The 24,627-nt window shown below is 68.9% G+C and carries 24 protein-coding genes; 10 read left to right on the top strand and 14 right to left on the bottom strand.

Annotated features, from left to right (window positions below):
- The first annotated feature begins 15 nt into the window (after nt 1–15).
- Both AC07PF_RS13885 and AC07PF_RS13880 read left to right on the top strand, forming a co-directional pair.
- The gene (locus AC07PF_RS13885) at nt 16–1,020 is read left to right on the top strand and encodes a Bug family tripartite tricarboxylate transporter substrate binding protein (protein WP_494612251.1); all 1,005 of its coding nucleotides are present in this window, start codon (nt 16–18) and stop codon (nt 1,018–1,020) included.
- Between the two features lie 7 nt (nt 1,021–1,027).
- Nucleotides 1,028–1,984: a M14 family metallopeptidase gene (locus AC07PF_RS13880; protein WP_494612250.1), complete on the top strand. Its 957-nt coding sequence runs from the start codon at nt 1,028–1,030 to the stop codon at nt 1,982–1,984.
- 30 nt (nt 1,985–2,014) lie between these two features.
- On the opposite strand, the gene AC07PF_RS13875 is transcribed toward AC07PF_RS13880, so the two are convergent.
- Entirely contained in the window at nt 2,015–2,791 is a 777-nt protein-coding gene (locus tag AC07PF_RS13875; RefSeq protein ID WP_494612249.1) for an AraC family transcriptional regulator, read from the bottom strand.
- Between the two features lie 362 nt (nt 2,792–3,153).
- On the opposite strand from AC07PF_RS13875, the gene AC07PF_RS13870 reads away from it, so the two are divergent.
- The 3 genes from AC07PF_RS13870 (at nt 3,154) to AC07PF_RS13860 (ending at nt 5,288) form a co-directional block, all read left to right on the top strand.
- Nucleotides 3,154–3,810 (top strand): pyridoxamine 5'-phosphate oxidase family protein, encoded by a 657-nt coding sequence (locus AC07PF_RS13870; RefSeq protein ID WP_494612286.1) that lies wholly within the window; start codon nt 3,154–3,156, stop codon nt 3,808–3,810.
- On the top strand, nt 3,797–4,528 hold the full coding sequence (locus AC07PF_RS13865; protein ID WP_494612248.1) for a siderophore-interacting protein: 732 nt from the start codon (nt 3,797–3,799) through the stop codon (nt 4,526–4,528). The genes AC07PF_RS13870 and AC07PF_RS13865 overlap by 14 nt, the downstream gene beginning before the upstream one ends.
- Nucleotides 4,529–4,631: 103 nt before the next feature.
- Entirely contained in the window at nt 4,632–5,288 is a 657-nt protein-coding gene (locus tag AC07PF_RS13860; protein ID WP_494612247.1) for a 2'-5' RNA ligase family protein, read from the top strand.
- Between the two features lie 43 nt (nt 5,289–5,331).
- Here the strand turns inward: AC07PF_RS13860 and AC07PF_RS13855 are convergent, their stop codons facing one another.
- From AC07PF_RS13855 to AC07PF_RS13845, 3 genes are read right to left on the bottom strand one after another with little or no spacing between them, the layout of a single operon-like run.
- Entirely contained in the window at nt 5,332–6,084 is a 753-nt protein-coding gene (locus AC07PF_RS13855) for an ABC transporter substrate-binding protein (protein WP_494612246.1), read from the bottom strand.
- On the bottom strand, nt 6,081–7,013 hold the full coding sequence (locus tag AC07PF_RS13850; protein ID WP_494612245.1) for a GntR family transcriptional regulator: 933 nt from the start codon (nt 7,011–7,013) through the stop codon (nt 6,081–6,083). Before AC07PF_RS13850 ends, AC07PF_RS13855 begins: the two co-directional genes overlap by 4 nt.
- A gap of 52 nt (nt 7,014–7,065) precedes the next feature.
- Complete coding sequence (locus AC07PF_RS13845) at nt 7,066–9,717, bottom strand: aconitate hydratase AcnA (protein WP_494612244.1); 2,652 nt, start codon at nt 9,715–9,717, stop codon at nt 7,066–7,068.
- 111 nt (nt 9,718–9,828) lie between these two features.
- On the opposite strand from AC07PF_RS13845, the gene AC07PF_RS13840 reads away from it, so the two are divergent.
- Nucleotides 9,829–10,827 (top strand): Bug family tripartite tricarboxylate transporter substrate binding protein, encoded by a 999-nt coding sequence (locus AC07PF_RS13840; protein ID WP_494612243.1) that lies wholly within the window; start codon nt 9,829–9,831, stop codon nt 10,825–10,827.
- A gap of 16 nt (nt 10,828–10,843) precedes the next feature.
- Here the strand turns inward: AC07PF_RS13840 and putA are convergent, their stop codons facing one another.
- Nucleotides 10,844–14,587: a trifunctional transcriptional regulator/proline dehydrogenase/L-glutamate gamma-semialdehyde dehydrogenase gene (putA, locus tag AC07PF_RS13835; RefSeq protein WP_494612242.1), complete on the bottom strand. Its 3,744-nt coding sequence runs from the start codon at nt 14,585–14,587 to the stop codon at nt 10,844–10,846.
- 127 nt (nt 14,588–14,714) lie between these two features.
- On the opposite strand from putA, the gene AC07PF_RS13830 reads away from it, so the two are divergent.
- From AC07PF_RS13830 to rlmD, 3 genes are all read left to right on the top strand, one after another.
- On the top strand, nt 14,715–15,188 hold the full coding sequence (locus AC07PF_RS13830; protein ID WP_007856176.1) for an Lrp/AsnC ligand binding domain-containing protein: 474 nt from the start codon (nt 14,715–14,717) through the stop codon (nt 15,186–15,188).
- A gap of 83 nt (nt 15,189–15,271) precedes the next feature.
- Entirely contained in the window at nt 15,272–15,574 is a 303-nt protein-coding gene (locus AC07PF_RS13825) for a hypothetical protein (RefSeq protein WP_145698867.1), read from the top strand.
- Between the two features lie 69 nt (nt 15,575–15,643).
- Nucleotides 15,644–17,107, top strand: coding sequence for a 23S rRNA (uracil(1939)-C(5))-methyltransferase RlmD (rlmD, locus tag AC07PF_RS13820; protein ID WP_494608277.1), 1,464 nt, complete (start codon nt 15,644–15,646; stop codon nt 17,105–17,107).
- A gap of 67 nt (nt 17,108–17,174) precedes the next feature.
- Here rlmD and AC07PF_RS13815 read toward each other — a convergent pair whose 3' ends face one another.
- Together AC07PF_RS13815 and AC07PF_RS13810 are read right to left on the bottom strand one after the other, a co-directional pair.
- Nucleotides 17,175–17,537 carry a hypothetical protein gene (locus AC07PF_RS13815; protein ID WP_494612241.1) on the bottom strand — a complete coding sequence of 121 codons (363 nt, stop codon included), beginning with the start codon at nt 17,535–17,537 and terminating at the stop codon, nt 17,175–17,177.
- A gap of 109 nt (nt 17,538–17,646) precedes the next feature.
- On the bottom strand, nt 17,647–18,342 hold the full coding sequence (locus AC07PF_RS13810; protein ID WP_007856171.1) for a Bax inhibitor-1/YccA family protein: 696 nt from the start codon (nt 18,340–18,342) through the stop codon (nt 17,647–17,649).
- A gap of 257 nt (nt 18,343–18,599) precedes the next feature.
- Between AC07PF_RS13810 and AC07PF_RS13805 the strand changes: the two genes are divergently transcribed.
- A complete protein-coding gene (locus AC07PF_RS13805) occupies nt 18,600–19,007 on the top strand; it encodes a GlcG/HbpS family heme-binding protein (protein WP_007856170.1) in 408 nt (135 codons plus the stop codon).
- A gap of 81 nt (nt 19,008–19,088) precedes the next feature.
- Here AC07PF_RS13805 and AC07PF_RS13800 read toward each other — a convergent pair whose 3' ends face one another.
- The 7 genes from AC07PF_RS13800 to AC07PF_RS13770 form a co-directional block, all read right to left on the bottom strand.
- The gene (locus AC07PF_RS13800; RefSeq protein ID WP_494612240.1) at nt 19,089–20,294 is read right to left on the bottom strand and encodes a fatty acid desaturase family protein; all 1,206 of its coding nucleotides are present in this window, start codon (nt 20,292–20,294) and stop codon (nt 19,089–19,091) included.
- Between the two features lie 415 nt (nt 20,295–20,709).
- Complete coding sequence (gene hemP / locus AC07PF_RS13795) at nt 20,710–20,937, bottom strand: hemin uptake protein HemP (RefSeq protein WP_494612239.1); 228 nt, start codon at nt 20,935–20,937, stop codon at nt 20,710–20,712.
- A 214-nt stretch (nt 20,938–21,151) separates the two neighbouring features.
- Entirely contained in the window at nt 21,152–21,559 is a 408-nt protein-coding gene (locus AC07PF_RS13790; protein ID WP_007856167.1) for an ExbD/TolR family protein, read from the bottom strand.
- A 3-nt stretch (nt 21,560–21,562) separates the two neighbouring features.
- The gene (locus AC07PF_RS13785; protein WP_007856166.1) at nt 21,563–22,282 is read right to left on the bottom strand and encodes a MotA/TolQ/ExbB proton channel family protein; all 720 of its coding nucleotides are present in this window, start codon (nt 22,280–22,282) and stop codon (nt 21,563–21,565) included.
- Nucleotides 22,283–22,297: 15 nt separating this feature from the next.
- On the bottom strand, nt 22,298–22,993 hold the full coding sequence (locus tag AC07PF_RS13780; protein ID WP_007856165.1) for an energy transducer TonB: 696 nt from the start codon (nt 22,991–22,993) through the stop codon (nt 22,298–22,300).
- 101 nt (nt 22,994–23,094) lie between these two features.
- Nucleotides 23,095–23,367 (bottom strand): (2Fe-2S)-binding protein, encoded by a 273-nt coding sequence (locus tag AC07PF_RS13775; protein WP_494612238.1) that lies wholly within the window; start codon nt 23,365–23,367, stop codon nt 23,095–23,097.
- A 121-nt stretch (nt 23,368–23,488) separates the two neighbouring features.
- Entirely contained in the window at nt 23,489–24,616 is a 1,128-nt protein-coding gene (locus AC07PF_RS13770; protein WP_494612237.1) for an alpha-hydroxy acid oxidase, read from the bottom strand.
- Between the last annotated feature and the right edge of the window lie 11 nt (nt 24,617–24,627).

Raw genomic sequence — 24,627 nt, 5'->3', positions numbered from 1 at the left:
CACCCCAGGAAGCCCATGCACTCCACCTCCCCTGCCTCCACCCTGCGCCGCCGCCAAGTCCTGGGTGCGGGCGTCGCCGCTGCCACGGCAGCATTGCCCTTTGCCGCCCGTGCGCAGGCCTTCCCGTCACGCCCGGTGACGCTGGTGGTGCCGTTCCCTGCGGGCGGCTCGGTGGACCTGATCGCGCGGCTCTATGCCGAGCCGCTGGCCAAGGCGCTGGGCACCTCGGTGGTGGTGGACAACCGCGCCGGTGCCGGCGGCTCCATCGCCAGCGCCCAGGTGGCGCGCGCCAAGGCCGATGGCTACACGCTGGTCGTGTCCTCGCAAAGCTCGCACCTGGCCAACCCGCTCACGCAGGCCAACGTAGGCTACGACCCGATCAAGGACTTCGCCTCCATCGCGCAGCTGGCGCGCACGCCGAACGTGTTGGTGGTCAACCCGGCCGTGCCGGCGAAGAACCTCAAGGAGTTCATCGCGCATGTGAAGGCTAACCCGGGCAAGCTCAACTTCTGCAGCGCCGGGCCTGGCAGCATGGGGCAGCTCAATGCCGAGCTGTTCAAGAACGCCGCCCAGCTCGACGCGGTGCACGTGCCCTACCGGGGCGGTGGCCCGCTGGTCACCGCGCTGATGGCCAACGAGGTGCAGTTCGGGCTCGACAACCTCGCCCCCTTCCTGCCCCAGATCCAGGCCGGCAAGCTGCGTGCGCTGGCAATCGCCGCGCCCACGCGCCTGGCCGTGCTGCCCGATGTGCCCACCTTTGCTGAGCTGGACTACCCCGTGGTCAATGCCACTTCGTGGATCGGCCTGGCCGCGCCTGCGAAGACCCCGCCCGAGATCCTGGCCGCGCTGTACAAGGCCGTGCGCTCGGTGGCCGAGCAGCCCGCCATGGTCGAGGCGCTGCAGTCGCGCGGCGCGCTGGTGCCCGAGGCCCTGTCGTCCGCACAGTTCACCGCGATGATGGGCGAGCGCCTGGCGGTGTACGGCGACCTGGTCAAGCGCCTGGGCATCCGCGGTGAGTGAGCAACCCATGCCGCAACAACCCGCCTTCGCCCCCGACAACTCGCCCCTGGAGGTGCTGCCGCGTGACCTGTCGGCCTACCGCCAGGGCAACACCGGCATCGACTACGTGCACCGCTTCGAGTCGGGCCGGCCCGGCCCGCACGTGCTCATCAATGCGCTGACGCATGGCAACGAGATCTGCGGCATGGTGGCCGCCACGCACTTGCTCGACACGGGGGTGCGCCCTAAGGTGGGCACGCTCACGGTGAGCTTTGCCAACGTGGAGGCCTATGAGGCCTTCGACATCGACCGGCCCTACGAGAACCGGCAACTGGTGCACAACCTCAACCGCATCTGGTCGCCCGCCATGCTCGATGGCAGCGAGCAGAGCCCCGAGCTGCGCCGTGCGCGCGAGCTGCGCCCGGTGCTGGCCGCAGCCGACAGCATCCTCGACATCCACTCCACACGCGCGCCGGTACAACCCTTCTGGGTCTACCCGGAGTTCGAGCGCAATGCCGCACTGACCCTGGCCGTGGGCAGCCCCCTGGTGCACCTGGTGATGCCACCGGGCTCGGCGCCGGGCACTGGGGTCATGTCCTATGCGCGCCACGGCGATTCAGCCAGCGACAGCCTGGGCGCGGTGGTGGTGGAGTGCGGGCAGCATTTCGCCCGGTCGGCCGCCGACCTGGCCACCGACGTCACGCTGCGCTTTTTGGCGCACCACGGGCTCATCGACGCGCTGCCTGCGCCGGCCGACCGCGCGCCCGCGCGACGCTTTCGGCTGCTGGAGGTGCACCTGGTGCAGACACCGCAGTTCGCCTTCACGCGGCCGGTCATCGGCTTCGAGACCTTTGCCAAGGGCGAGCTGATCGCGGTGGACGGCGACAAGGAGATCCGTTCGCCCTGCGACGACTGCACCATCTTCATGCCCACGCGCGACCCGGTGGTGGGGCGCGAGGGTGTCTACCTCACGGTGCAGGTATAGACATCAAGTCAAGCAAGGTAAGGCGCCCGCTCACAGCCGCTGCCGGTACGCGGCCGGGGTCTCGCCGAAACTGCGCTTGAACAGGGTGATGAACGCGCTGGCCGTCGCATAGCCCAGGTCCAGCGCGATCGCGTTCACGGGCACATCGGCGGCCAGCATCTCCAGCGAGCGCAGCAGGCGCGCGCGCTGCCGCCAGGCAGTGAAATTGAAGCCGGTTTCCTCCACGAAGCGCCGGCTCAGCGTGCGCGAGCTCAGGGCCGCCCACCGGGCCCAGGCCTCCAGGTCGCGCCCGTCCGCCGGGTCGCCGATGAGCGCGCGCGCAATGCGCAGCAGGCGTGCATCCTTGGGCAGGGGCAGGCCCAGGGGCTCGACCGGCAGGCTGCGGATTTCGTCCAGGATCACCCCGGCCACACGCGACTGGCCGGCATCGAGCGGGCCCAGCGGCCACTCGGCCGCGCGCAGCACGGCCTCGCGCAGCAGGCCCGAGGTGCGCAGCGTGCAGGGCCTGGCGGGCAGGCCCTCGCAGGCGGCCGGTTCGACGTACACGCTCCAGCCATGGAAGGGCCCATGCGACTGGGCCGCATGCAGGTGGTGCGGCGGTAGCCACACGGCATGGATGGCGGGCACCACCCACACGGCATCCTGCACCTTCACCGAGATCAGCCCGCGCAGCGAGCCGAAGAGCTGGCCGCGCGCGTGCTGGTGCGGCTCGGACATGCGCTCGCCGTCCTGCGTGCCGGCCAGGGCGATGACCAGCGGGCCGTCGGGCGCGTCGATGGTGGCGAGGTCGAGCTTCAGGTCGGACATGGGGGGCAGGGGATGCGGTGGCGGCTGCGGTAATGGCGGATTTGAGCAATCAAATGGCGTATCCAGTCTACAGCCGCCAAGTGAATGCATCTTATTCTTGTTTGCATCGCATCAACAGGAGCCAGACCATGCGCGCACAGGATGTTCTTCCGGACCATGTCAACGAAGTGGAGGTGGGCGGCGTCACCGTCCGCAAGGGATCGGTGGGGGCCTTCCTCGCCAATGCACGGGTACTGCGGGACCCCGGCGCATCCACCGAGGCCCGCGCGGCTGCCGCGGGCGACATCGAAGCCTTGGCGCCAGCACTGCGCGCGCTGGGGCTGTTCGACGTGCTCGAGGTCCGGGACCCGCAACTGCGCGCCCTGGTCGAGCAACCTGTGCCACAGCCGGTGGCAGCAGATGCCCCCGACCTCGATGCGCTGTACGCCCCGCCGTCCGAGATGATCCAGAAGGCGGTGCTCGACCGTCTCATCGGTGGCCACGAAAGCTACCTCAAGGCCGCGACCTTCTTCTGCCTGGCCACAGGCAGTGGCCAGGGGCTCGATGCCTCGCCGCGCGGCGGCCCGCCAGGCTTCGTGCACGTGCTCGATGCGCACACCGTGGCCTTTGCCGACTGGCCGGGCAACAACCGCATCGAGTCCCTGCGCAACCTGGAGCGCGATGACCGCGTGGGCATGCTGTTCATCTTTCCGGGGCTGGAGGTGTTTCTGCGCATCAATGGCCACGGCAGGGTGTCCACCGCCCCCGAGCTGCTGGCCGAGCTGGCGGAGCAGGGGCGCACGCCCAAGACCGCCACGGTGGTGGCCATCACTGAGGTGCTCATGCACTGCGGCAAGGCGGTGAACCGCGCCAAACTCTGGGCCCCGGCATCGCAGGTGGACCGCGCCAGCGTGCCCACGGTGGGGCAGATGCTGGCGGAGCTCACGCGGCTGGGCGGTGCCACCACACAGATCGGCGAGGAGCAGGTGGGGCAGATCAACGCGCATTACGACCACGAGGTGCGGCATGCACTCTACTGAGGAGCGCCGGCCGGGCCTGCTGGAGCGCACCTTCGACCGGCTGCTGCTGCGCAACACGCGGGTGGCAGCGGTCGAGCAGGTGTCGGAGCGCTTTCGGCTCATCGCCCTGGAGGGCGATACCCTGCAGGGCGCGGCCTGGGCACCAGGGCACAAGCTGCAGGTCAAGGTGGCCGGGCCGTTCACGGCGCGCACCTTCACCCCCATCGGGTTCGATGCCGAGCAAGTGCGCACGCGACTGCTTGGCTATGCGCATGGCGCCGGGCCCGGCAGCGACTGGCTGCGCCGCGTGCGGGCCGGCGATGCCTGCCAGGTCTTCGGGCCCCACCGCTCGCTGGCGCTGGGCGATCTCGCCGGGCCGGTGGTGCTGCATGGCGATGAGACCTCGTTCGGCCTCGCTGCTTCGGTGGTGGCGGCCACGGCGGGCAGGGCCGCGCCGCGCTGCGTGTTCGAGGTGGAGTCCAGCGCCGAAGCTGCGCTGGCGCTGCAGGCACTGGGCGTGGCGCCCGCGCTGCTGGTGGAACGGCGCGACGAGGTCCGGCGGGTGCAGGCCATCGGCGATCTGTGGTCGCAATGCAGCGGCGATGGCACCCTGTTCGTGCTCACCGGCAGGGCGCAGTCGATCCAGCAGGCGCGCCAGGCGCTCAAGGGGCATGGGGTGCCGTCTTCGCGCATCCTGTCCAAGGCCTACTGGGCTCCGGGCAAGACGGGAATGGACTGACGGGCGCGGGCATGAACAGGCCCTAGTTACATCTGTTCCCGCAGCGCACTGGACAAGCGGGCCCGCGAGCGCTAGTGTGGTGACCAGTCCATGGAGCCATGCCATGCCACACCAGCTGTCCTTGCCAGGGGTGGAACCCGCCGAGCCACGCCCATCCCGGCCGCACCCCCAGCCCGCTCCCGAGCGGCGTGCCCGGCCCCACCACCTCTTCTTTGCTGTGCTGGCTGAGCCGGCGGCCGCGTGGAGTGCAGACCGCCTGCGCCGGGACCTGATCGCACGCCACCAACTGGCCGGCAGCGAGGTGCGCACCGAGCGCCTGCACCTGACCCTGGTGTCGCTGGACTGGCATGCCGATTTTTCCGAAGCCCTGGCCCTGTGGGCGGCGCGTGCCGCCAGCGGGGTGGACATGCCGGCCTTCAATATCCGGCTCGACCGTTTCCTGAGCTTTCACCGGCGCCGGGGCAACCGCCCGCAGGTGCTGTGCGGCGAGGGCGAGGGGGTGGCCGGCTTCCTGGCGCTGTACCAGGCGCTGCACGATGCGCTGCAGGCGGCCTGGCCGCAGCCGCACTTCGCGCGCAGCGCACCGGTCATCACGCCCCACATGACCTTGTACTACAGCCCCCGCGATGTGCCGGCGCACCCCGTGGAGCCGCTGTGCTGGACGGTGCGCGAGTTCCAGCTGCTGTACAACCGGCTGGGCTCGGGCGGGGCCTACCGGGTGCTGGGGCGTTGGGCGCTGGACCACCACCGTTTTCACTAGGGCCTTCGCGACCCCCGAAGACGGCGTTGACAGGCCCTGACCGCTAGCTGTTCTCCACCTGCGCTGGCGCGACGGATGCGCCCTCGATGCCGTGCCAGGCCAGCGCCTGCGCGACAAAGCCGCTGGCTTTCACCTCCTCGACAAAGGCCCGCAGGAACCGGACCGCGGCCGCATCGCGTGAGCGCGGCAGGCCCATGGCCTGCTGGATCACCATGAAGCGCCCGGGCAGCAGGCGCAGGCCGGCGATGCGCTGCGCGTCGGCCTGTAGCTGCTGCTTCACGCCGGCCGCGACATCCAGGTTCTGTTCCACGAAGGTGTCCACCACCGCGGGGGAGGTGGGGGCGCGCACGATCTGCGCATGCCGGATTTCCCGCGTGAGGTACAGGTCGTAGGCGCTGCCCTTGCCGACCGTGATGGTCTGGCCAGGGCGGTCCACGTCCTCGTTGTTGTGCAGCGGCGAGGCATCGCGCACCAGGTAGGCGCCTTCGATCAGCACGTAGGGCGCGGTGAAGGCGATGCCCGCACCCCGCACCGGGTCGATCGCGAAGAAGCCGATGTCGGCGCTTTCCTCGGTGACCACGTCCACCGACTTGCCCGCCGCATCGACGACGACGAGCTCGAGCCCGATGCCCATCCGGTGGGCGAAGGCATGGGCCAGGTCCACCGAGACGCCCGCGGCCTGGCCGTCGCCGTCGCGGCGCGCGAGGATGGGGTTGCCCAGGTTGATGGAGGCGCGCAGCACGCCGGTGGGCGCGAAGGCGCGGACGATGTCGGGGGATGCGGCAGCAGGGTTCATGGTGTTTTGGAAGGGGGTTGCGGAGCGGCGGGGCGGGCCTGCAGGATGTCGCTGATCTGCGCCAGGTTGCGCAGCGTGCTGGACAGGTGTTCGCGCATCGCCAGCGATGCTTCTTCGTTGCGTTCGTGCTCCAGCAGTTGCAGGATGTGCAGGTGCTGCTCACAGTGCTGCTGGTAGCGGCTGCGGTCTTTCATCGACCGGTATGAAAGCAGTCGGCGCACGCGGTTGACGCGGCGGATGGTGTCGATGAAGAAGGCATTGCCCGAGGCTTCGATCAGCGATTCGTGGAAGCGCACGCCCCGGTCGTGCAGCTGGTCGGCCGTGTCGGTGGCGATGCCGCCCTGCAGCAAATGCATTTCGGCGGCGCGGCAGCGCGCGAGCACCTGGGCGTCGAGCCGGTAGCCCGGCTCCAGCAAGGCCGCCGGCTCCAGCGCCAGGCGCAGCCGGTAGGACTGCAGCAGGCTGTCGGGCGTGGTCAGCATGGAGGTGAACTCCCAGCCGTAGCCTGGCTTGCGCTCGGCCCAGCCCTCCTGGGCGATGCGGCCCAGCACCGCGGTGAACTGCCCCAGCGTGAGCTGGTAGCGCGCGCGCAGGGCCGTCTCGGTAATGCTGTCCGGCAACAGGCCGCGCAGCCGGTCCTCGGCGATGCGGAAGTAGGCCGTGCCCACCGCATCGTTCTCGGAGATGCCGATTTCCTCCAGCGTCTCGCTGGACAGATCCGTGGGCAGGGCCGCGAGGAAGTAGCCGCGGTTGCGCTCGCGCGACAGCACGCCCTTGTCGGCCAAGAGCTGCAGCGCATCGTTGATGGGCGAGCGCGACACGCGCAGGCGGTCGGCCAGCCCCTGGGCCTTGAGGTGCGTGCCCAGCGCCCACTCTTCGGATTGGGCCAGCGCGATGATTTGTGCCGCGATGGTGGATTCGGTCTTCATGGAGACCGATTCTCCACGGTAGGGGCCGTGGCTTGCTGCGCCGATGGCCGGTCTATGCCGGCATGGTCGATTCGTGCGCATGGGCGGCCATGGTCTGGCGCAGGATCAGCGGTATCACGCCGCCGCTGCGGAGCAGCTCCACTTCGAGCTGGGTCTCCACCCCGGCGGTGGCCACGAGGGATTCGCGTGCGCCGTCGGCCCGCAGGATCTCCACGCGCACCGGGCAGCGTGGGCTCAGATCCTGGGCCGGGGCGTCCACCACGATGCGGTCGCCCGGCTGCAGGGCCAGTGTGTCGGGGCCGACACCCGGGGCAAAGCGCAGCGGCAGGATGCCCATGCCCACCAGGTTGGAGCGGTGGATGCGCTCGAAGCCCATGGCCAGCACCGCGCGGATGCCCAGGAGCCGCTGGCCCTTAGCGGCCCAGTCGCGCGATGAGCCCGTGCCATAGCGCTCGCCGGCCACCATCACCACCGCATGGCCTTCCTCGCGGTAGCGGGCTGCGGCCTCCCAGATCGGCAGCACCTGCCCGCTTGGGGCGTGCAGGGTGTGGGCCACGGGCGCGCCGGGGGCCAGCCGGTTCACCAGCGTCTTGCTGTGGAAGGCCGCGCGCAGCATCACTTCCCAGTTGCCGCGCCGCGAGGCGAAGACGTTGAGGTCGTTGCGGTCATCGCCGCGCGCCACCAGGAAGTCGGCCACCAGACTGTCGGGCGGAATCGCGCTGGCGGGTGAGATGTGGTCGGTGGTGATGTCGTCGCCGACCACCAGCAAGGGATAGGCCGTGTAGCGGCCCAGCTGGCTGCCCTGGTCGAGCGCGGCGAACGGCGGGCGCCGCAGGGCCGTGGACGCCGGGTCCCAGGGAAAGCGTGGGGTGGTCGGCGCGTCCAGCCGGTGCCACAGCGGCGACTGGCTGGCGATGCGAAAGTCGTGCGTGAAGTCGGGCGCCTGCACGGCATGTGCGGTGAGCCGGGAGATCTCCTCGTGGCTGGGCCAGAGGTCGCGCAGGAACACGGGGCGACCGTCGGCCAGGGTCTGGAGCGGTTCTTCGCGCAGGTTGCGCTCGGCATCGCCGGCCAGCGCGAAGGAGATGACCAGCGGGGGCGACATGAGAAAGCCCAGGTCCAGGTCGGGGTGCACGCGCCCGGGGAAGTTGCGGTTGCCCGAGATCGCCGCCACCGGGCGGATGCGCCCCTGGGCCAGTTCGCTGCGGATGACTTCGGGCAGGGGACCAGGGTTGCCGATGCAGGTGGTGCAGCCGTAGCCGACGATGTCGAAACCCACGGCCGACAGGTCCTCCAGCAGGCCGGCGCGTTCCAGGTACGAGGCGGCGGCCGGCGAGCCGGGCCCGAGCGAGGTCTTGACCCAGTGGGGCACCTGCATGCGCAGCGCGCGCGCCTTGCGCGCCACCAGGCCGGCGGCGATCAGCAGGGCCGGGTCCGAGGTGTTGGTGCAACTGGTGATCGCGGCGATGGCGATGGCATGGCGCGGCAGTCCCGCACCCGGCCCGGCGTCGGCCCGCGGCGTGAAGCCGATGGCGCGCAGAACCCGCGCCGCATCGCCGTGGTCGAGCAGGTCCTGCGGCCTTTGCGGGCCGGCGATGTGCATGCCCACCGCGGCCAGGTCGACCTCGATGCGGCGTGTGAAGGTGGGCTCGGCCTCGGGGTCGAACCACAGCCCGGCAAAGCGCAGGCAGGCCTCGACCAGCCGCACCTGCGCCGCGCTGCGGCCCGTGCCAAGCAGGTAGGCGGTGGTCTGGCCGTCCACCGGGAAGAAGCCGGTCGTGGCGCCGTATTCGGGTGCCATGTTGGCCACCACGCTGCGCTGGCCTGCAGTCAGCGTGGACACGCCCGGGCCGTAGAACTCGACGAACTCGCCCGACACGCCGATCGCGCGCAGCCGCTGCGTCACGGTCAAGGCGAGGTCGGTTGCCAGCACACCGGGGGCCAGGGTGCCAGTCAGCTTCACGCCGATGACGTCGGGAATGCGCAGCATGGTGGGCATGCCGAACATCACGGTCTGCGCCTCCAGTCCACCTACGCCCCAGCCGAGTACGCCGATGCCGTTGACCATGGGCGTGTGGCTGTCGGTGCCGATCATCATGTCCGGCACGGCCCAGCGCACGCCGTCGCGGACCTCGGTGGTGACCACGGTCGCCAGCTGCTCCAGGTTGATGGTGTGCATGATGCCCGTGCCCGGCGGGTGGATGCGCACCCCATCGAGCACCGCGGCTGCCCAGCGCAGGAAGCGGTAGCGCTCGCCGTTCCTGCGGATCTCGTGCTCCAGGTTGCGCGCCAGGGCATCGCGCTGGGCATGGATCTCCACGGCCAGCGAGTGGTCGACCGAGACATCGACCGGCAGGCCGGGATTCAGCACTGTGGGGTCGACACCGGCCTCTGCCAGCGCGTCGCGCATGCCTGCGATGTCCACCAGGGCCGGGGTGCTGGTCGTGTCGTGCATGAGCACACGGCCTGGCTGGAAGGCAATTTCCGCCGTGCTGGTTCCGGTCTCCAGCCAGGCGAGCAAGGCGCTGACGGCGGCGTCCCGTTCCGCACCCTGCATGTTGCGCACGGCGTTCTCCAGCAGCAGGCGCAGTACCACCGGCAGGCGCGCCAGGCGCGGACCGAACAGGGCCGGCAGATCCACGGCGTGCAGCACCTCTCCGTCGACCTCGAATTGCCCAAAAGGGCAGGCATTGGTGTTTTCCATAGGTTCTATTTTTGCATATTGCGACCGTAAAATGCAATTAAACGCAAACCCGAAGTGCACTTTGGGGTCCGCCGGACCGCACATACCTCACCTATGGATGGAGAACAGACCATGCACCCCACGCACCCCACATGGACCCGAAGGACGGCGATCGCCGCTGCGCTGATTGCCTGCGCAGCGCCGGGCCTCGCCCACGCGCAGCAAGGGGCGGCGCCCTACCCGGCAAAGGCCATCACGATCATCGTGCCCTTCGCCGCGGGCGGTAATACGGACGTCAAGACGCGCCTGGTGGCGCAGCAGCTCTCGGCCATCCTGGGCCAGCCGGTGGTCGTGGACAACAAGCCGGGGGCCAGCGGCAACATCGGCACGGAAATGGTGGCCCGCGCCGCGCCGGACGGCTACACCATCGGCATGGGCAGCTTCGGCCCCCTGGCAGTGAATCCCTGGATCTATCCCAAGCTGAACTTCGCGCCCGAGAGCCTGGTTCCGATCATCCTGCTGGAGAAGAGCCCGCTGGTGCTCTCTACCCCCGCCAGCAAGCCGTACAAGACGGTCGCCGACATCGTCACGGCAGCGAAGAAAGCCCCGGGCTCGCTGAACATAGCCAACGCGGGGCCCGGGGGCGCACACCATCTTTCGGCGGAGCTGTTCGAAAGCACCGCAGGCATCGACATGGTGGGCATTCCGTTCAAGGGCGGCGGTCCTGCCGCTACCGCGCTGCTGGCCGGGCAGGTGGACCTGATGTTCGAGCAGACGGGCGCGGCGCTGCAGTCCATCAAGGCCGGCAAGATCCGGCCCATCGCCGTCACCTCGGCCAAGCGCCTGTCGACCCTGCCGGACACACCCACCTTCGCGGAGCTCGGCTACCCGCAGGTGACCGTGTCCAACTGGATGGGCTACGTCGCGCCCAAGGGCACCCCGCCGGCGATCGTGGCCCGGCTGCATGAAGCCTTCGCCAAGGCGATCGAACGGCCCGAGGTCAAGGACACCATCCAGTCGCAGAACAACGAGTTCGGCGGCGGAACCCGCGAGGACTTCGCCCGCTTCATCGCCAGCGAGAGCGAGCGCTGGTCCAAGCTGATCAAGGAGCGCAACATCTCCATCGAGTGAGCGCGCTCCACAAAGCTCAGCCGATGGTCATCAGGCTCGCATTGCCGCCCGCTGCGGCCGTGTTCACGCTCAGGGCACGCTCGATGACCAGCCGCTCCAGCGGTACCACGGTGCTGCCCGGGGGCAGCGCCGTGGCGGCGACGATAGGGCCAGGTCGGCGCGCGAGCTGTTCGCACACGCTGCGCAAGGCTTCAGGGCTGCCATGGTGCAGCACCGCAGCCAGTTCGATGCTGCTATCCCCCAGGGCGTTCCCTGTGGTCACGATGCGTGCCTGCACCTCGGCGGGCAGGGTGGTGCGCAGGGCGGTGTGGGCATCGCTCCACACGGCCTTGCCGCCGCTGGCCAGCACGGCGGCCAGTTGGGTCAGTACGTCATCCTCGGCAGAGGCGATGCACAGCACCGTGGCGCGGGGCAGCAGGCTGTAGACATTGCGCTCGCCCGTGGGGCCGGGCAGGGTGCGCGCCGTGCCGCTCTGGCTTTCGCCGGCAAAGCGGCGGCAGGTGGCGGCCAGGGTGGCCTGGTTGCCCATCTGCGCCCAGCGTTCCAGCGCACGCAGCGGCATCAGCAGCTGGTCGCGTGCAGCCAGGTCGGGCGGGGCGGCGCGGTCGGCGGCGGCTAAGGTCCGTGCCAGCGCGTCGGCCGGGCGCTCGGCCAGCAGGCGCAGCAGGTACAGCGGGCCGCCGGCCTTGGGCCCGGTGCCCGACAGGCCTTCACCCCCGAAGGGCTGCACGCCCACCACGGCGCCCACCATGTTGCGGTTGACGTAGACATTGCCGGCATGCGCGCGGTCCACCACGCGGGCGATGGTCTCGTCGATGCGGGTGTGCACGCCCTGGGTCAGGTCGTAGCCGGTGGCGTTGATCTGGTCGAGCAGCTGGTCCAGGTCCTGGCGGGCATAGCGCACCAGGTGCAGCACGGGGCCGAAGACCTCGCGCTGCAGCTCGCTGATGCTGTTCAGCTCGATCAGCGTGGGCGGCACGAAGGTGCCCTGCGCAGCCTCGGCAGCGTCGCTGCGGCAGTGCTGGAACACACGCTGGCCACGGCCCTTGAAGGCCTCGATGTGCCTGTGGATGCCGGCCTGGGCCTCGGCGTCGATCACCGGGCCCACGTCCACCGCGAGGGCGCCGGGGTTGCCCATGCGCAGCTCGCCCATGGCGCCCTGGAGCATCTCGACCACGCGGTCAGCGGCATCCTCCTGCACGCACAGCACGCGCAGGGCCGAGCAGCGTTGGCCCGCACTGTCGAAGGCCGACGAGACCGCATCGGTGACCACCTGTTCCACCAGGGCCGAGGAATCCACGATCATGGCGTTCTGCCCGCCCGTCTCGGCGATCAGCGGGATGGGGCGGCCAGCGGCATCGAGCCGGCCCGCAATGGTCTTTTGCAGGATGCGCGCCACCTCGGTGGAGCCGGTGAACATGGCACCCATCACCCGGGCATCGCCGATCAGGCGCGCGCCCACGGTTTCACCCTGGCCGGGCAGCAGCTGCACCGCGCCGCGCGGTACGCCGGCCTGCCACAGCAGGCGCACGGCTTCGGCGGCGACGAGCGGCGTCTGCTCGGCCGGCTTGGCCAGCACCGGGTTGCCGGCGGCCAGCGCCGCGGCCACCTGGCCCATGAAGATGGCCAGCGGAAAGTTCCAGGGGCTGATGCAGGCCACGGGGCCCAGCGGGATGTGCGTGGCGTTGTCGAAGGTGGTGGCGACCTGGGCCGCGTAGTAGCGCAGGAAGTCCACGGCCTCGCGCACCTCGGCGATGGCGTTGCTGGCGCTCTTGCCGGCCTCGCGCATCAACAGGCCCATCAGCGGCTGCAGGCGCTCTTCGAGCAGGTCGGCCGTGCGCTGCAGGGTGGCAGCGCGCTCGGTGGGGGCGGTGGCGGCCCAGGCGGGAGCCGCCTGCTGTGCGTGCTTCAGCGCCTGGTCCACGTCGTCGGCCGTGGCCTCCTGCACCTGGCCGACCACGTCGCGCAGGTCGGCGGGGTTGCGTACCGGGGTGGTGGGGCCGGCGGGGGCATCGGTGGCCAGGAGCGGGCCGGCCTTCCAATCGTGCAGCGCACTGGCCTGCAGGGTGGCGCCCAGTTGCGCCAGCGTGGCGTCGCTGGCGATGTCGAGGCCTTGCGAGTTGGCACGGCCATGGCCGTACAGCGCCCCTGGCAGCGGGATGCGCGGGTGGGGCAGGGCGGCAGTGCCTTCGCGGACCGCGGCTTCGTCCACCACCTGCACGGGGCTGCGCACCAGATCGGCCAGGGCGATGGTCTCGTCGGCGATGCGGTTCACGAAGGAGGTGTTCGCGCCATTCTCCAGCAGGCGGCGCACCAGGTAGGCCAGCAGCGTCTCGTGCGTGCCCACCGGGGCGTAGATGCGGCAGGGCCGGCCCAGCCTGCCGGCGGTGACGGCGCCCACCACCTGCTCGTACAGCGGCTCGCCCATGCCGTGCAGGCACTGGAACTCGTACTGGCCCGCGTAGTAGTTGCTGCCCGCCAGTTGGTAGATGGTGGCCAGGGTCTCGGCGTTGTGCGTGGCGAACTGGGGGTACACAGCCTCGGGCGCGGCCAGCAGCTTGCGCGCGCAGGCCACGTAGGAGATGTCGGTGTGCACCTTGCGCGTGTAGACCGGGTAGTCGGCCAGGCCGTCGATCTGGGCGCGCTTGATCTCGCTGTCCCAGTAGGCGCCCTTGACCAGGCGCACCATGAGGCGGCGGCGCGTGCGCCGGGCCAGGTCGATCACGAAGTCGATGACATAGGGGCAGCGCTTCTGGTAGGCCTGGATCACGAAGCCGATGCCGTTCCAGCCGGCCAGGCTCTCGGCGTGGCACAGGCGCTCCAGCAGGTCGAGCGAGATCTCCAGCCGGTCGGCCTCCTCGGCGTCGATGTTGATGCCGATGTCGTAGCTCTTGGCCAGCTCGGTCAGGCGCAGCACCAGGGGGTAGAGCTCGTCCATCACGCGGCCGAATTGCGCGCGGCTGTAGCGCGGGTGCAGGGCCGACAACTTGATCGAGATGCCCGGGCCTTCGTAGATGCCGCGCCCGGCCGATGCCTTGCCGATGGCGTGGATGGCCTGCTCGTAGGAGGCGTAGTAGCGCTCGGCATCGGCGCTGGTCAGCGCCGCCTCGCCCAGCATGTCGTAGGAATAGCGAAAGCCCTCGGCCTCCATGCGGCGCGCGTTGGCCAGGGCCTCGGCAATGGTTTCGCCGGTCACGAACTGCTCGCCCATCATGCGCATGGCCATGTCCACGCCCTTGCGGATCAGCGGCTCGCCGCCCCGGCCGATGAGCCGGCCCAGCGATGCGCCCAGGCTGCCCTCGCTGTGCGTGGCCACCAGCTTGCCGGTGATCAGCAGGCCCCAGGTGGCGGCGTTGACGAACAGCGAGGGGCTCTTGCCCAGGTGCGGCTCCCACTGGCCGTTGCTGATCTTGTCGCGGATCAGCGCGTCGCGCGTGGCCGCATCGGGGATGCGCAGCAGCGCCTCGGCCAGGCACATCAGGGCCACGCCCTCCTGGGACGAGAGCGAGAACTCCTGCAGCAGGCCCTGCACGATGCCGGCGCGGCCGCTGGCGGCCTTGCGCTGGCGCAGCGCGCCCGCGATGCGCAGTGCCAGCTGCTGCGCGGCCGCGGCCACCTCCTGCGGCACGCGGGCCTGCTCCAGCAGCGGTGCCAGGGCCTCGGGTTCCGGGCGGCGGCAGGCCGCGGTGATGGCGGCGCGCAGCGGGCTGGCCAGCGGGGTGCGCGGGGCGAAGTCGGCGAAGGCGGTGGGGTGGGTCATGGCGGCGTCTTGGTGAGAGAAGTTCGGGGCAAACGGCTGTCTGCCTCGCTGAAACGGATCATCTCTGGACTTGCGGTGAATAAATGTTCGAAAATTGGCCTATCGAACGAATGAATCACTAGAGTCAATGACCAATGAAGCCGATCTGGACCGTATCGACCGCAGAATTTTGTCGATCCTGCAGGAAGACGGGCGCATTGCCAACCTCAAGCTGGCCGAAGCCGTGGCCCTGTCGCCCACGGCGGTGCTGGCGCGCGTGCAGCGGCTCACGCGCGACGGCTTCATCCTGGGCTACGAGGCGCGGCTGAACCCGCTCAAGCTGGGCGCCGGCATGCTGGTTTTCGTCGAGGTGCTGCTCGACCGCACCACGCCGAATGTGTTCGACCAGTTCAAGGCCGCCGTGCAGGTGCACCCCGAGATCATGGAATGCCACATGGTGGCGGGGGGCTTCGACTACCTGCTCAAGACCCGCTCGGCCGACATGAACGCCTACCGCGTGTTTGCTGGCGACGTGCTGTGGCAACTGCCGGGCGTGCGCGAAACGCGCACCTACGCGGTGATGGAAGAGGTCAAGCACACCAACCACCTCGTGCTGCGGTAGGCACGCGCGCAACGCCTGCATTGGCGAGCGCGCCACCAGCCCGCATAATGGGTGCAATACCGAAAGTTGCAGGAGGAGTTCTCATGTCCGCATTCAAATTCGCCGCAGCGGCCCTGGTGGCCGCCTGCTTCAGCCAAACCGCCTCCGCTGCCTGCTACGTGGTCTACAGCCCGGCCAAGGAAATCATCTACCGCTCGCCCGAGCCGCCGGTGGACATGTCCTACCAGATCCACGAAGTGCTGCCCCGCGTGGCGCCCGGCAGCACGCTGGTGTTCACGCTGGACAACCATGGCTGCGACCTGCGCATCAACGAGCTGCCCCGCTTTGCACCGGCCCGAATGACCGGCCCCGGCGGCCGCCGCGCACCGCGCGCCGACCGCGGCTGATTGCGCCCTCGCTTCCTGCCGCCTGCAAGGGGCGGCGGGAGGGTTCGCGGCCTCTGAGACAATCAGGGGATGAGCGAACCCAAAGAATTGTCCCCCTCGTATGAACCCGCCCAGCAGGAAGCGGGAGAACTGCCGGAAGGCTGGCTGTCCGTGCAATCCCTGGACCTCGAAGCCCAGGGCGTGGCCCGCAGGCCTAATGGCAAGGTGGTGTTCATCGACGGCGCGCTGCCGTTCGAATACGTCACCGCCAACACCCACCGCAAGAAGAACAACTGGGAGCAGGCCAGCCTGACGGCGATTCACCGCGAATCGTCGCAGCGCGTGCGCCCGGGCTGCCAGCACTTCGGCCTGCATGCCGGCGCCTGTGGCGGCTGCAAGATGCAGCACCTGCACGTGGGCGGGCAGGTGGCGGTCAAGCAGCGCGTGCTCGAAGACAACCTGTGGCACCTGGGCAAGGTGCGTGCCGAGATGGTGCTGCGCCCCATCGAGGGCCCGGCCTGGGGTTACCGCTACCGCGCGCGCCTGTCAGTGCGCCACGTCATCAAGAAGGGCACGGTGCTGGTGGGTTTCCACGAGCGCAAGAGCCGCTATGTGGCCGACATGCAGACCTGCCCGGTGCTGCCCCCGCATGTGGACGCGATGCTGATGCCCATGCGCGCGCTGATCGCCTCCATGGACGCGCGCGACACCTGCCCGCAGATCGAGCTGGCCTGCGGCGACAGCGTGACCGCGCTGGTGCTGCGCCACCTGGAGCCGCTGAGCGCGGACGACCTGGCCCGGTTGCGCGACTTCGCAGCCGCCCACCAGGTGCAATGGTGGCTGCAGCCCAAGGGTCCCGAGACCGTGAAGCTCATGGAGGAGGGCGGCGAGCAGTTGTCCTATGCGCTGCCGGACTTCGGCATCACCATGCCCTTCAAGCCCACCGACTTCACGCAGGTGAACCCACACATCAACCGCGTGCTGGTGACGCGCGCGCTGCGTCTCTTGGATGTGCAAAAGCACGAGCGCGTGATCGACTGGTTCTGCGGCCTGGGCAACTTCACGCTGCCCCTGGCCACCCAGGGCCGCGAGGTGCTGGGCATCGAGGGCAGCGAGACGCTGGTGGCACGCTCGCGCGAGAACTACCGGCTCAACCAGGGCCTGGTGGCCGAAGGCGGCAAGGCCCTGGCGCCCACCGATTTCGTGGCCCGCAACCTGTTCGAGATGACGCCCGAGATGCTGATCGCCGATGGCTCGGCCGAGAAATGGCTGGTGGACCCGCCACGCGAAGGCGCCTTCGCGCTGGCCAAGGCGCTGGCGGACATCGAGCAGGCCCGCATCGGTGCCGAAGGGGCTGCGCCGCTGCCGGCCGGGGCCGAGAACTGGACGGCGCCCAAGCGCATCGTCTACGTGAGCTGCAACCCCGCCACGCTGGCGCGCGACGCCGGCCTGCTGGTGCACCTGGGCGGTTACCGCTGCACTGCGGCCGGCATGGTCAACATGTTCCCGCACACGGCGCACGTGGAGAGCATGGCGGTGTTCGAGCGGGATTGAGGCCGGGGAACATCACCCGCCGCGAAGCGCAAAGGGGCCCGAGGGCCCCTTTGTCGTCTTGGTCGGTTCAATGCTCGGCGGGCGCGGAGGCCTTCGCTGCCGCACGCTTGGGCGCCGGCTCGGGCGGCTTGGTGACCACCGCAGGCGTGCCTTCGATCTTGTTGTCGCGCATGTACTGGTCCATCTCCTTCCATCCATCGAAGACCGCCGCCTTGGGGGCCTTTGGATTGAGGGTGTAGCAGTCCTCCACGCCGCGCAGTGCGTGGCGGCAGGCCCCGCCAATGGCCCGGGCCTCGGTATCCTTCTGCTGGGTTTCGTTCAGTCCCAGGCTGGCAGTGATCTTGTCGCACCCGGCCAGTGCCAGCAGGGCGGCAGAGACGGCCAGGAGGCGCAGGACAGGCAGGGAGGCGGAAAGGAAGGTAGAGCGCATGTAGTTCCATTATCGGCAGCAGCCCGCCTGGGTTGAGGGTTGACCACGGCCCGGGGTCAACAAAAAGGCTCCCGAAGGAGCCTTTTTAGGGGGCGGCGCGAAAAGGAGCTCAGTCCTTCTCGCCGCCCATGATGCCCAGCAGGGCCAGCAGGCTCTGGAACACATTGAAGATGTCCAGGTACAGGGCCAGGGTGGCGCTGATGTAGTTGGTCTCGCCGCCGTCCAGGATCTGCTTGAGGTCATACAGCATGTAGGCGCTGAAGATGCCGATGGCAGCCACCGAGATGGCCATCATGCCGGCCGAGGAGCCGACGAAGACGTTGATGATGGCGCCGACCATGAGCACCAAGGCGCCCACCATGAGCCATTTGCCCATGCCCGAGAGGTCGCGCTTGATCACGCTGGCCAGGGTGGCCATGACCAGGAATACGCCTGCGGTGCCGGCAAATGCGGTCATCACCAGGTCGGTGCCGTTCTTGAAGCCCAGCACCATGCCGATCATGCGCGAGAGCATCAGGCCCATGAAGAAGGTGAAGGCCAGCAGCACGGGCACGCCGGCGGCAGAGCGCTTGGTCTTTTCGATTGCGTACATGAAGGCGAACGCGCCGCCCAGGAACACGATCAGGCCCACGCCGCCGCGCAGCGACTGCGTGATGCCCGTGGCGACGCCGATCCAGGCGCCCAGCACGGTGGGGATCATGCTCAGTGCCAGCAGCCAATAGGTATTGCGCAGCACCTTGTGGCGCTCTTCCTGCGAAATGCCATAGCCCGCCGAATGGTTCAGGGTGGTGACTTGGTCATTCATCTGTATCTCTCCTTGTGCCTGCACGGTACAGGCTTGGACAAATTCTAGGTGGAGGCGTTCCCCCCAATGGCAATACCCGCACCGGCCAACGGGCTTGCCATGGGCGCGCAGAGGGCGGGGGGCGTGAGGGATTGCGCTGTCCCCGGTCACTATTCTTTCGCCCCAGGCACAGTTGGTGGCCCCGCCGGGAGCCGCTATGCTTGCCGGTTTCCATCCCTGGGGGCGCGTTGGCGCCTCCTCCAACCCGCACCGCACCCATGAAGACCAAGCACGAACTCGAACTGGCCGACGTCAAGGCCATTGCCGCCGCCGCCGAAGCCGAAGCCCTGAAGAACCACTGGGCCGTGACCATCGCCATCGTGGACGATGGCGGCCACCTGCTGTGGCTGCAGCGCCTGGACGGTGCCGCCGCCGTGTCCTCGCACATCGCTCCGTCCAAGGCCCGCACGGCCGCACTGGGCCGCCGCGACAGCAAGGTCTATGAGGACATCGTGAACGGTGGGCGCACCGCCTTCCTGAGCGCACCCACCATCGACGGCCTGCTCGAAGGTGGCGTGGCCATCCTCAAGGACGGCCAGTGCCTGGGCGCCGTCGGCGTGAGCGGCGTGAAGTCCACCGAAGACGCGCAGGTCGCGCGCGCCGGCATTGCCGCCATCGGCCTGTGAGCCGCGGCATGCCTTTTGGCATGCACCACCCATGAAAAAAAACCGGCCTTGGCCGGTTTTTTCGTTGGGGGATGCCAAGCGTCAGGCGGTTGCGTCTGCCATGGGGTGGGGCAGGGCGTTGCCGTTGCTGCTGGGCGCTGCACAGGGGCTGGGCATGGGGGCCTGGATGGGCGCTGCGGGCCGGCGCACGGGGTTGCGCAGGGCGACCAGGCCCTTTTGCTCCAGGTCGATGCGCGGTGCGCTGGGCTGGCCCTTGAAGTCGAGCCACTGGTGGTTCTCGTAGTCGTAGAGCTTGCAGGTGCGCATGGTGCGCAGCAGGGTGCGCACCGAGGCCTTCTCGATCACCAGCTTGTGGCCCACCAGCTCGTTCATGCGCTTTTGCGCTGCCAGCAGGTGGTAGGACGGGATGCCGGCATGCGCGTGGTGCGCCGCGTGGTTGTAGACGTTGTTGACCACCTTGGAGATCCAGTCGGGCAGCACCCAGACCACGGAACAGACCTCGGGGCTGTGGCGGTTGCTGCGCAGGTCGTCGCTCTTGAACCAGGGGATGTTGGGGTGGGTGTGCATGATGTACAGCGAGGTGCTGCTCAGGAACATCAGCGTGAACAGCGGCAGCACCCAGCCCAGCAGCACGGCCTGCAGGGCCGTGACGGGGGCGAAGGCGGGCGACCACAGCAGGAAGGCCACATAGCTGCCGTGGTAGGCCAGCAGCAGGGCGGAATACTTGCGCGATTCGGGCACCTGGTCCTTGGGCGTGCGCACGTTGGGGTAGATGCGGGTCGGGAACCAGTGGATCGCAAAGTACAGCCACAGGCCGATGCCCAGGGGCGCGCGGTAGATGTGCTCCAGCACCTTCCTGTACCAGGGCAGCGCGTCGTAGCCGGCCTTGGAGTAGGGCGTGTAGTAGTCGAAGTGGTCGCCGTTGGTGTAGGGGTGGTGCACCTTGTTGTGGTCGTGCGACCACATGCGGTAGTTGTGCGTGGCGGGCACGCCGGCCACGAGCGCCAGCACCCAGTTCAGGCGCTTGGAGCGGGCCAGGGTGCCGTGGGCGGCATCGTGCGCCAGGGTATAGAACGAGGACAGGCGCACACCCGCCATCAGCGCGGCCACGACCTTGACCCACATCGGCCCGGCCAGCAGCACGGTGGCGATGAAGGCCCAGTACAGCACGTGGTCGCGCAGCACCAGGGTCACGCCCTTGCGGTCGCTGGGATTGGCGAAAGCCGACAGTTCCTGCAGCAACTGGGCTTTGGAAATCTCGGGCCGGGCGGTGGTGGGCTGGGTCATGGGCGGGGGCAGTGCACAGGGTGTCGGATGGCCCCTTCACGTGACGCCGCAGGCGTGTGGCTGGCTGCAAGATGGGATCTGGCTGGCGGTGCCCGCAAAAGGGAGAAACGTCAAGAAGTGTTTCACACCCGACCCGTGTCCCGTTGCGGAACAGCAGGGTGAAAACCGCCCATTTCGGGCGTTTGCCGGGGCTGCGCGCTGGCGGCCATGCACCCAAGGAAAACGGCCCCCGTCGGGGGCCGTTGGGTGGGGAGAGCGCCGGCGTGGCGGTCGGCTCTGACCCCAGGAGCCTAGCGTGGAAAAAAAGGCCTGGCTACGCGGGTCAATCAAGCCCGTTGGCTGGCAAAAACGACCCTTGCGGACTGGAAGCCCGGGAGTCGCCCCACGATGAAACCGGTTGAATGGAGGGATGTCCTTACTTGGTGAGGATCAGCTTGCCGAGCTTGGTGGCCTGCAGGCGGTACACCGAGCCGTTGTGGCTGATGGCCACGGCCTTCTGGCCCTGCAGCAGATCATTGCTGTCCACGGCGGCCGTTGCGTCCACCGAGGTGGCGCTGCGCAATGCGGCGGCGGCCTGCTGCGGCTGCAGGGTGTCTGCAGGGGCGGAGCGCAGGAGCGTGGCGGCAGTCAGGGTGGCTTGCATGAAAGAGTTCCTGGTACGTTGATTTGTACGGTTCGCTAATGATAGTGATTCGCAATTACTGGTCAAGTGATTTCTTCATGAACCGGCAGGAATCTTGGGCGAGGGTGGGGGTGATGGGCGATCCCGGCGCGGACACCGCAGGCACCAAGCAAAACAGGCCCGAAGGCCTGTCGTTGCATGGCGGCCGCCCGCGCCTTGCGGCGCGGCAGGCGCGTCACTGCGGGTCGGTCACGAAGCCGATCTTGCGCACGCCGGCGCGCTGGGCGCTGGCCATGGCCTGGGCCACGCGTTCGTAGCGCACTTCCTTGTCGCCGCGGATGTGCAGGTCCGGCTGGGGCTGCTTGGCCGCCTCGGCCTGCAGGCGCGGGAAGAGCTCCTCGTCCGTTACCTGGGACTCGTTCCAGTAGTACTTGCCGTCGGCCGCCACCGAGAGGCGCACGGTTTCAGGCTTGACGTCCTCGGGCTGGTTGGTGGCGCGGGGCAGGTCCACGTTCACCGAGTGCTTCATGACGGGGACGGTGATGATGAAGATGATGAGCAGCACCAGCATGACGTCCACCAGTGGCGTCATGTTGATCTCGTTCATCACGTCATCGGCTTCGTCTTGCGTTCCGAAGGCCATGGCTTAGCTGCCTTTCTTGAGCGGCAGCACCTTGGCCTGTTCGCCGCCGGCAGACACGCGGGCGCCGGTGACGAAGTAGGCGTGCAGGTCGTGGGCAAAGCTGTTGAGGCCGCCCAGGATGGACTTGTTGCCGCGCACCAGGGCGTTGTAGCCGAGCACGGCGGGGATGGCCACGGCCAGGCCCAGGGCGGTCATGATCAGCGCTTCGCCGATGGGGCCGGCCACCTTGTCGATGGTCGACTGGCCCGAGGTGCCGATGGCCAGCAGCGCGTGGTAGATGCCCCAGACGGTACCGAACAGGCCGATGAAGGGGGCGGTGGAGCCGACCGAGGCCAGGATGGCCAGGCCCGACTGCAGGCGCGAAGTGAACTCGTCGATGCAGTTGCGCAGGCAGCGCGTGACCCAGTCGCTCACGTCCAGGCTGTCGTGCAGGTGCGCCTTGGTGTTGCGGTGGTGGGCCGTGGCTTCGCGGCCTTCCAGGGCCAGGTGGCGGAAGGGGTTGGTGTTGTCGCTGCCCAGCTTGGACAGGCCGGCGGCAAAGTCCTCGCTGTGCCAGAAGTCCTGGGCGGCACGGGTGTGCTTCTTGAACTTCACGATGTCCAGGGCCTTGATGATGATGACGATCCACGAGGCCAGGGACATGGCCAGCAGGATGACGGCCACTGCGCGGGTGACAAAGTCACCCTGGATCCATACGTTGGCGATGCCGAATTGCGATTCCATGAGAACTCCTGATGATTATTCGAGAACAAAATTGACGGGTACCAGGTTCCACATGGTCTCTGGCACGCCATTGCGCTTTCCGGGCGTGAAACGCCAGCGCATGACGGCTTCCTGGGCCTGGCGGTCCAGGCGCTCGAAGCCGCTGGACTTGTTGATTTCCACCTTCTGTGGCGAGCCGTCGGTGCCGATGAGCACGCGCAGGATCACCTTGCCCTGCTCGCCCATGCGCTTGCTGATGGCGGGGTAGCTGGGCTTGGGGTTGTTCAGGTAGGCGGCATCGCTCGATGGCAGTTCGATCTTGGGCGGGGCCGGGGGGGCGGGTGGGGCCGGTGGCGGCGCTTCCACGGCCACGGGGGCGGCGATGGGCGGCGCGGGGGGCTGGGGCGTGGTCACCCCCGTGGGGGCATTGGGGGCCGGCGTGGGGTCGGCAATGGCCACGGGCATGGGGGCCGGGCGCGGTGCCTTCACCTGGGGGGCGGGCCGCGGTGGCGGTGGTGCCGGCGGCTTGGGCGGCGGTGGCTCGATCTTGGGCGCGGGCGGCGCAATGAACTCGCTGAGCAGCTCTGCCGGCACGATGACCTCCGCCGCGCGGCGCAGCAGGCCCGACTGCAGCGCCCAGATGCCCGCCACATGCAGCAGCACGACGGAACCTACGATCACGGTATTGCGACTGACGCCCGCGGGAGGGGCAAAACGATCAGGGTGAGACATAAGTGTGATGGCGGCTGCCGCCGCTTGCGCGGCAAACGGCACAGGCCTGTGAGACCTTGATTATTTGCGGAAGATCCACCAGGCCGAGCCTGCGACGAGGATCAGGCTGCCGGCGAGTGTAGAGAGGAGTTCCATGCCTTGCTTTCCATGATGGAGCTGGCAAGCTGGATCGTCTGGGGCGCTACCTCGTTGTGCAGGGCGGCGACCGGACTCGATGCACTGCACTGGGCCACCACGTCGCGGGCGCAGCTTTCGCAGCACCCGCATTGGGTGGCCACGCCCAGTTCGAACTGGATCTCATCAAAGCTCATGCCTGCACGGGCGTGGCGGGCGATCTCGCGGTCAGAAATCCGGCGGCAAACACAGACGATCATGGCGGCAGGCAGTGGTGGCTGGCTGGTAGAAGATGGGTGATTATAAATGCGAATTTTTCGCATTTGCAACAAACCATTCCTGGCGAGAGGGGAAAACCCGATTGCCGGCCTTGAACAGGTTCTAAAAATCGCCTTCCAGCAAGGCGGGCGAGGCATCTGCCAGCGTGGCGCAGCCGGTGAGCGCCATGGCGATTTCCAGCTCATCGCGCAGCAGGCGCAGCACATGGGCCACGCCAGCGGCACCCGCATTGGCCAGGCCCCAGACCACGGGGCGGCCGACCAGCACGGCCGATGCCCCTAGCGCCATCGCCTTGAGCACGTCGGTGCCGCGGCGGATGCCGCCATCCACCAGCACGGGCAGGCGGCCCTCCACCGCCTGCACGATGCGCGGCAGTGCGCTGGCCGTGGCGGGGGCGGTATCGAGCGTGCGGCCGCCGTGGTTGGACACCACCAGGCCCGCCACCTGCAGGCCCGCGGCCTGGCGGGCGTCGGCCGGGTGCAGCACGCCCTTGAGCAGCACCGGCAGGCGGGTGATGGACTGCAGCCAGACCACATCGTCCCAGGTGGGGGCCTGGTGCAGCAGGGCATCGAACAGGGCGCTCTGGCCGGGCTGCAGCGCCACGCGCGGGGGCGGGGGGAGCTGCGCCAGGTTCACGGCGGCGATGCCGGGGGGCAGCCGAAAGCCCGCGCGGCGCTCGCGGTCGCGGGCGCCGCTCGACGGGGCGTCCACCGTCAGCACCAGGGCTTCGTAGCCTGCGGCCTCGGCACGCTGCACCAGTTCCTGGGTAAAGCCCCGGTCGTGCTGCAGGTACAGCTGGAACCACAGGGGGCCGCGGCCGGCGTCGTTCTGCACCGCCTGGGCAATGGTTTCCAGCGGCAGCGTGGCCTGGGTGCTCAGTACCAGCCCGGCGCCCAGCGCCGCAGCCGCGTAGGCGGTGGCCAGCTCGCCATCGCCATGGGCCATGCGCTGAAAGGCCACGGGGGCCAGCAAAATAGGGTGGGCCAGCGAACGCCCCAGAAGCTCCACGCGCGTGTGTCCACCCGCCAGAGGGCGCAGCACGCGTGGCCACAGGGGCAGCCCATCCCAGGCGCTGCGGTTGGCGCGCAGCGTGATCTCGTCGGCGGCACCCCCGGCGAAATAGGCCCAGGCATTGTCGTCCAGCAGCGTGCGCGCATGGCGCTCGTGGTCGTCGAGGGTGACGATGTGCGCGGGAACCTGCTGCAGTGTGGGTGGGGGAGGGGAGGACATGGGCGCCCAGC

This window comes from Acidovorax sp. GW821-FHT10A04, assembly GCF_059415825.1.
Note: the sequence above shows the minus strand (reverse complement) of the source record. Positions and strands in the feature narration are given on the sequence as shown.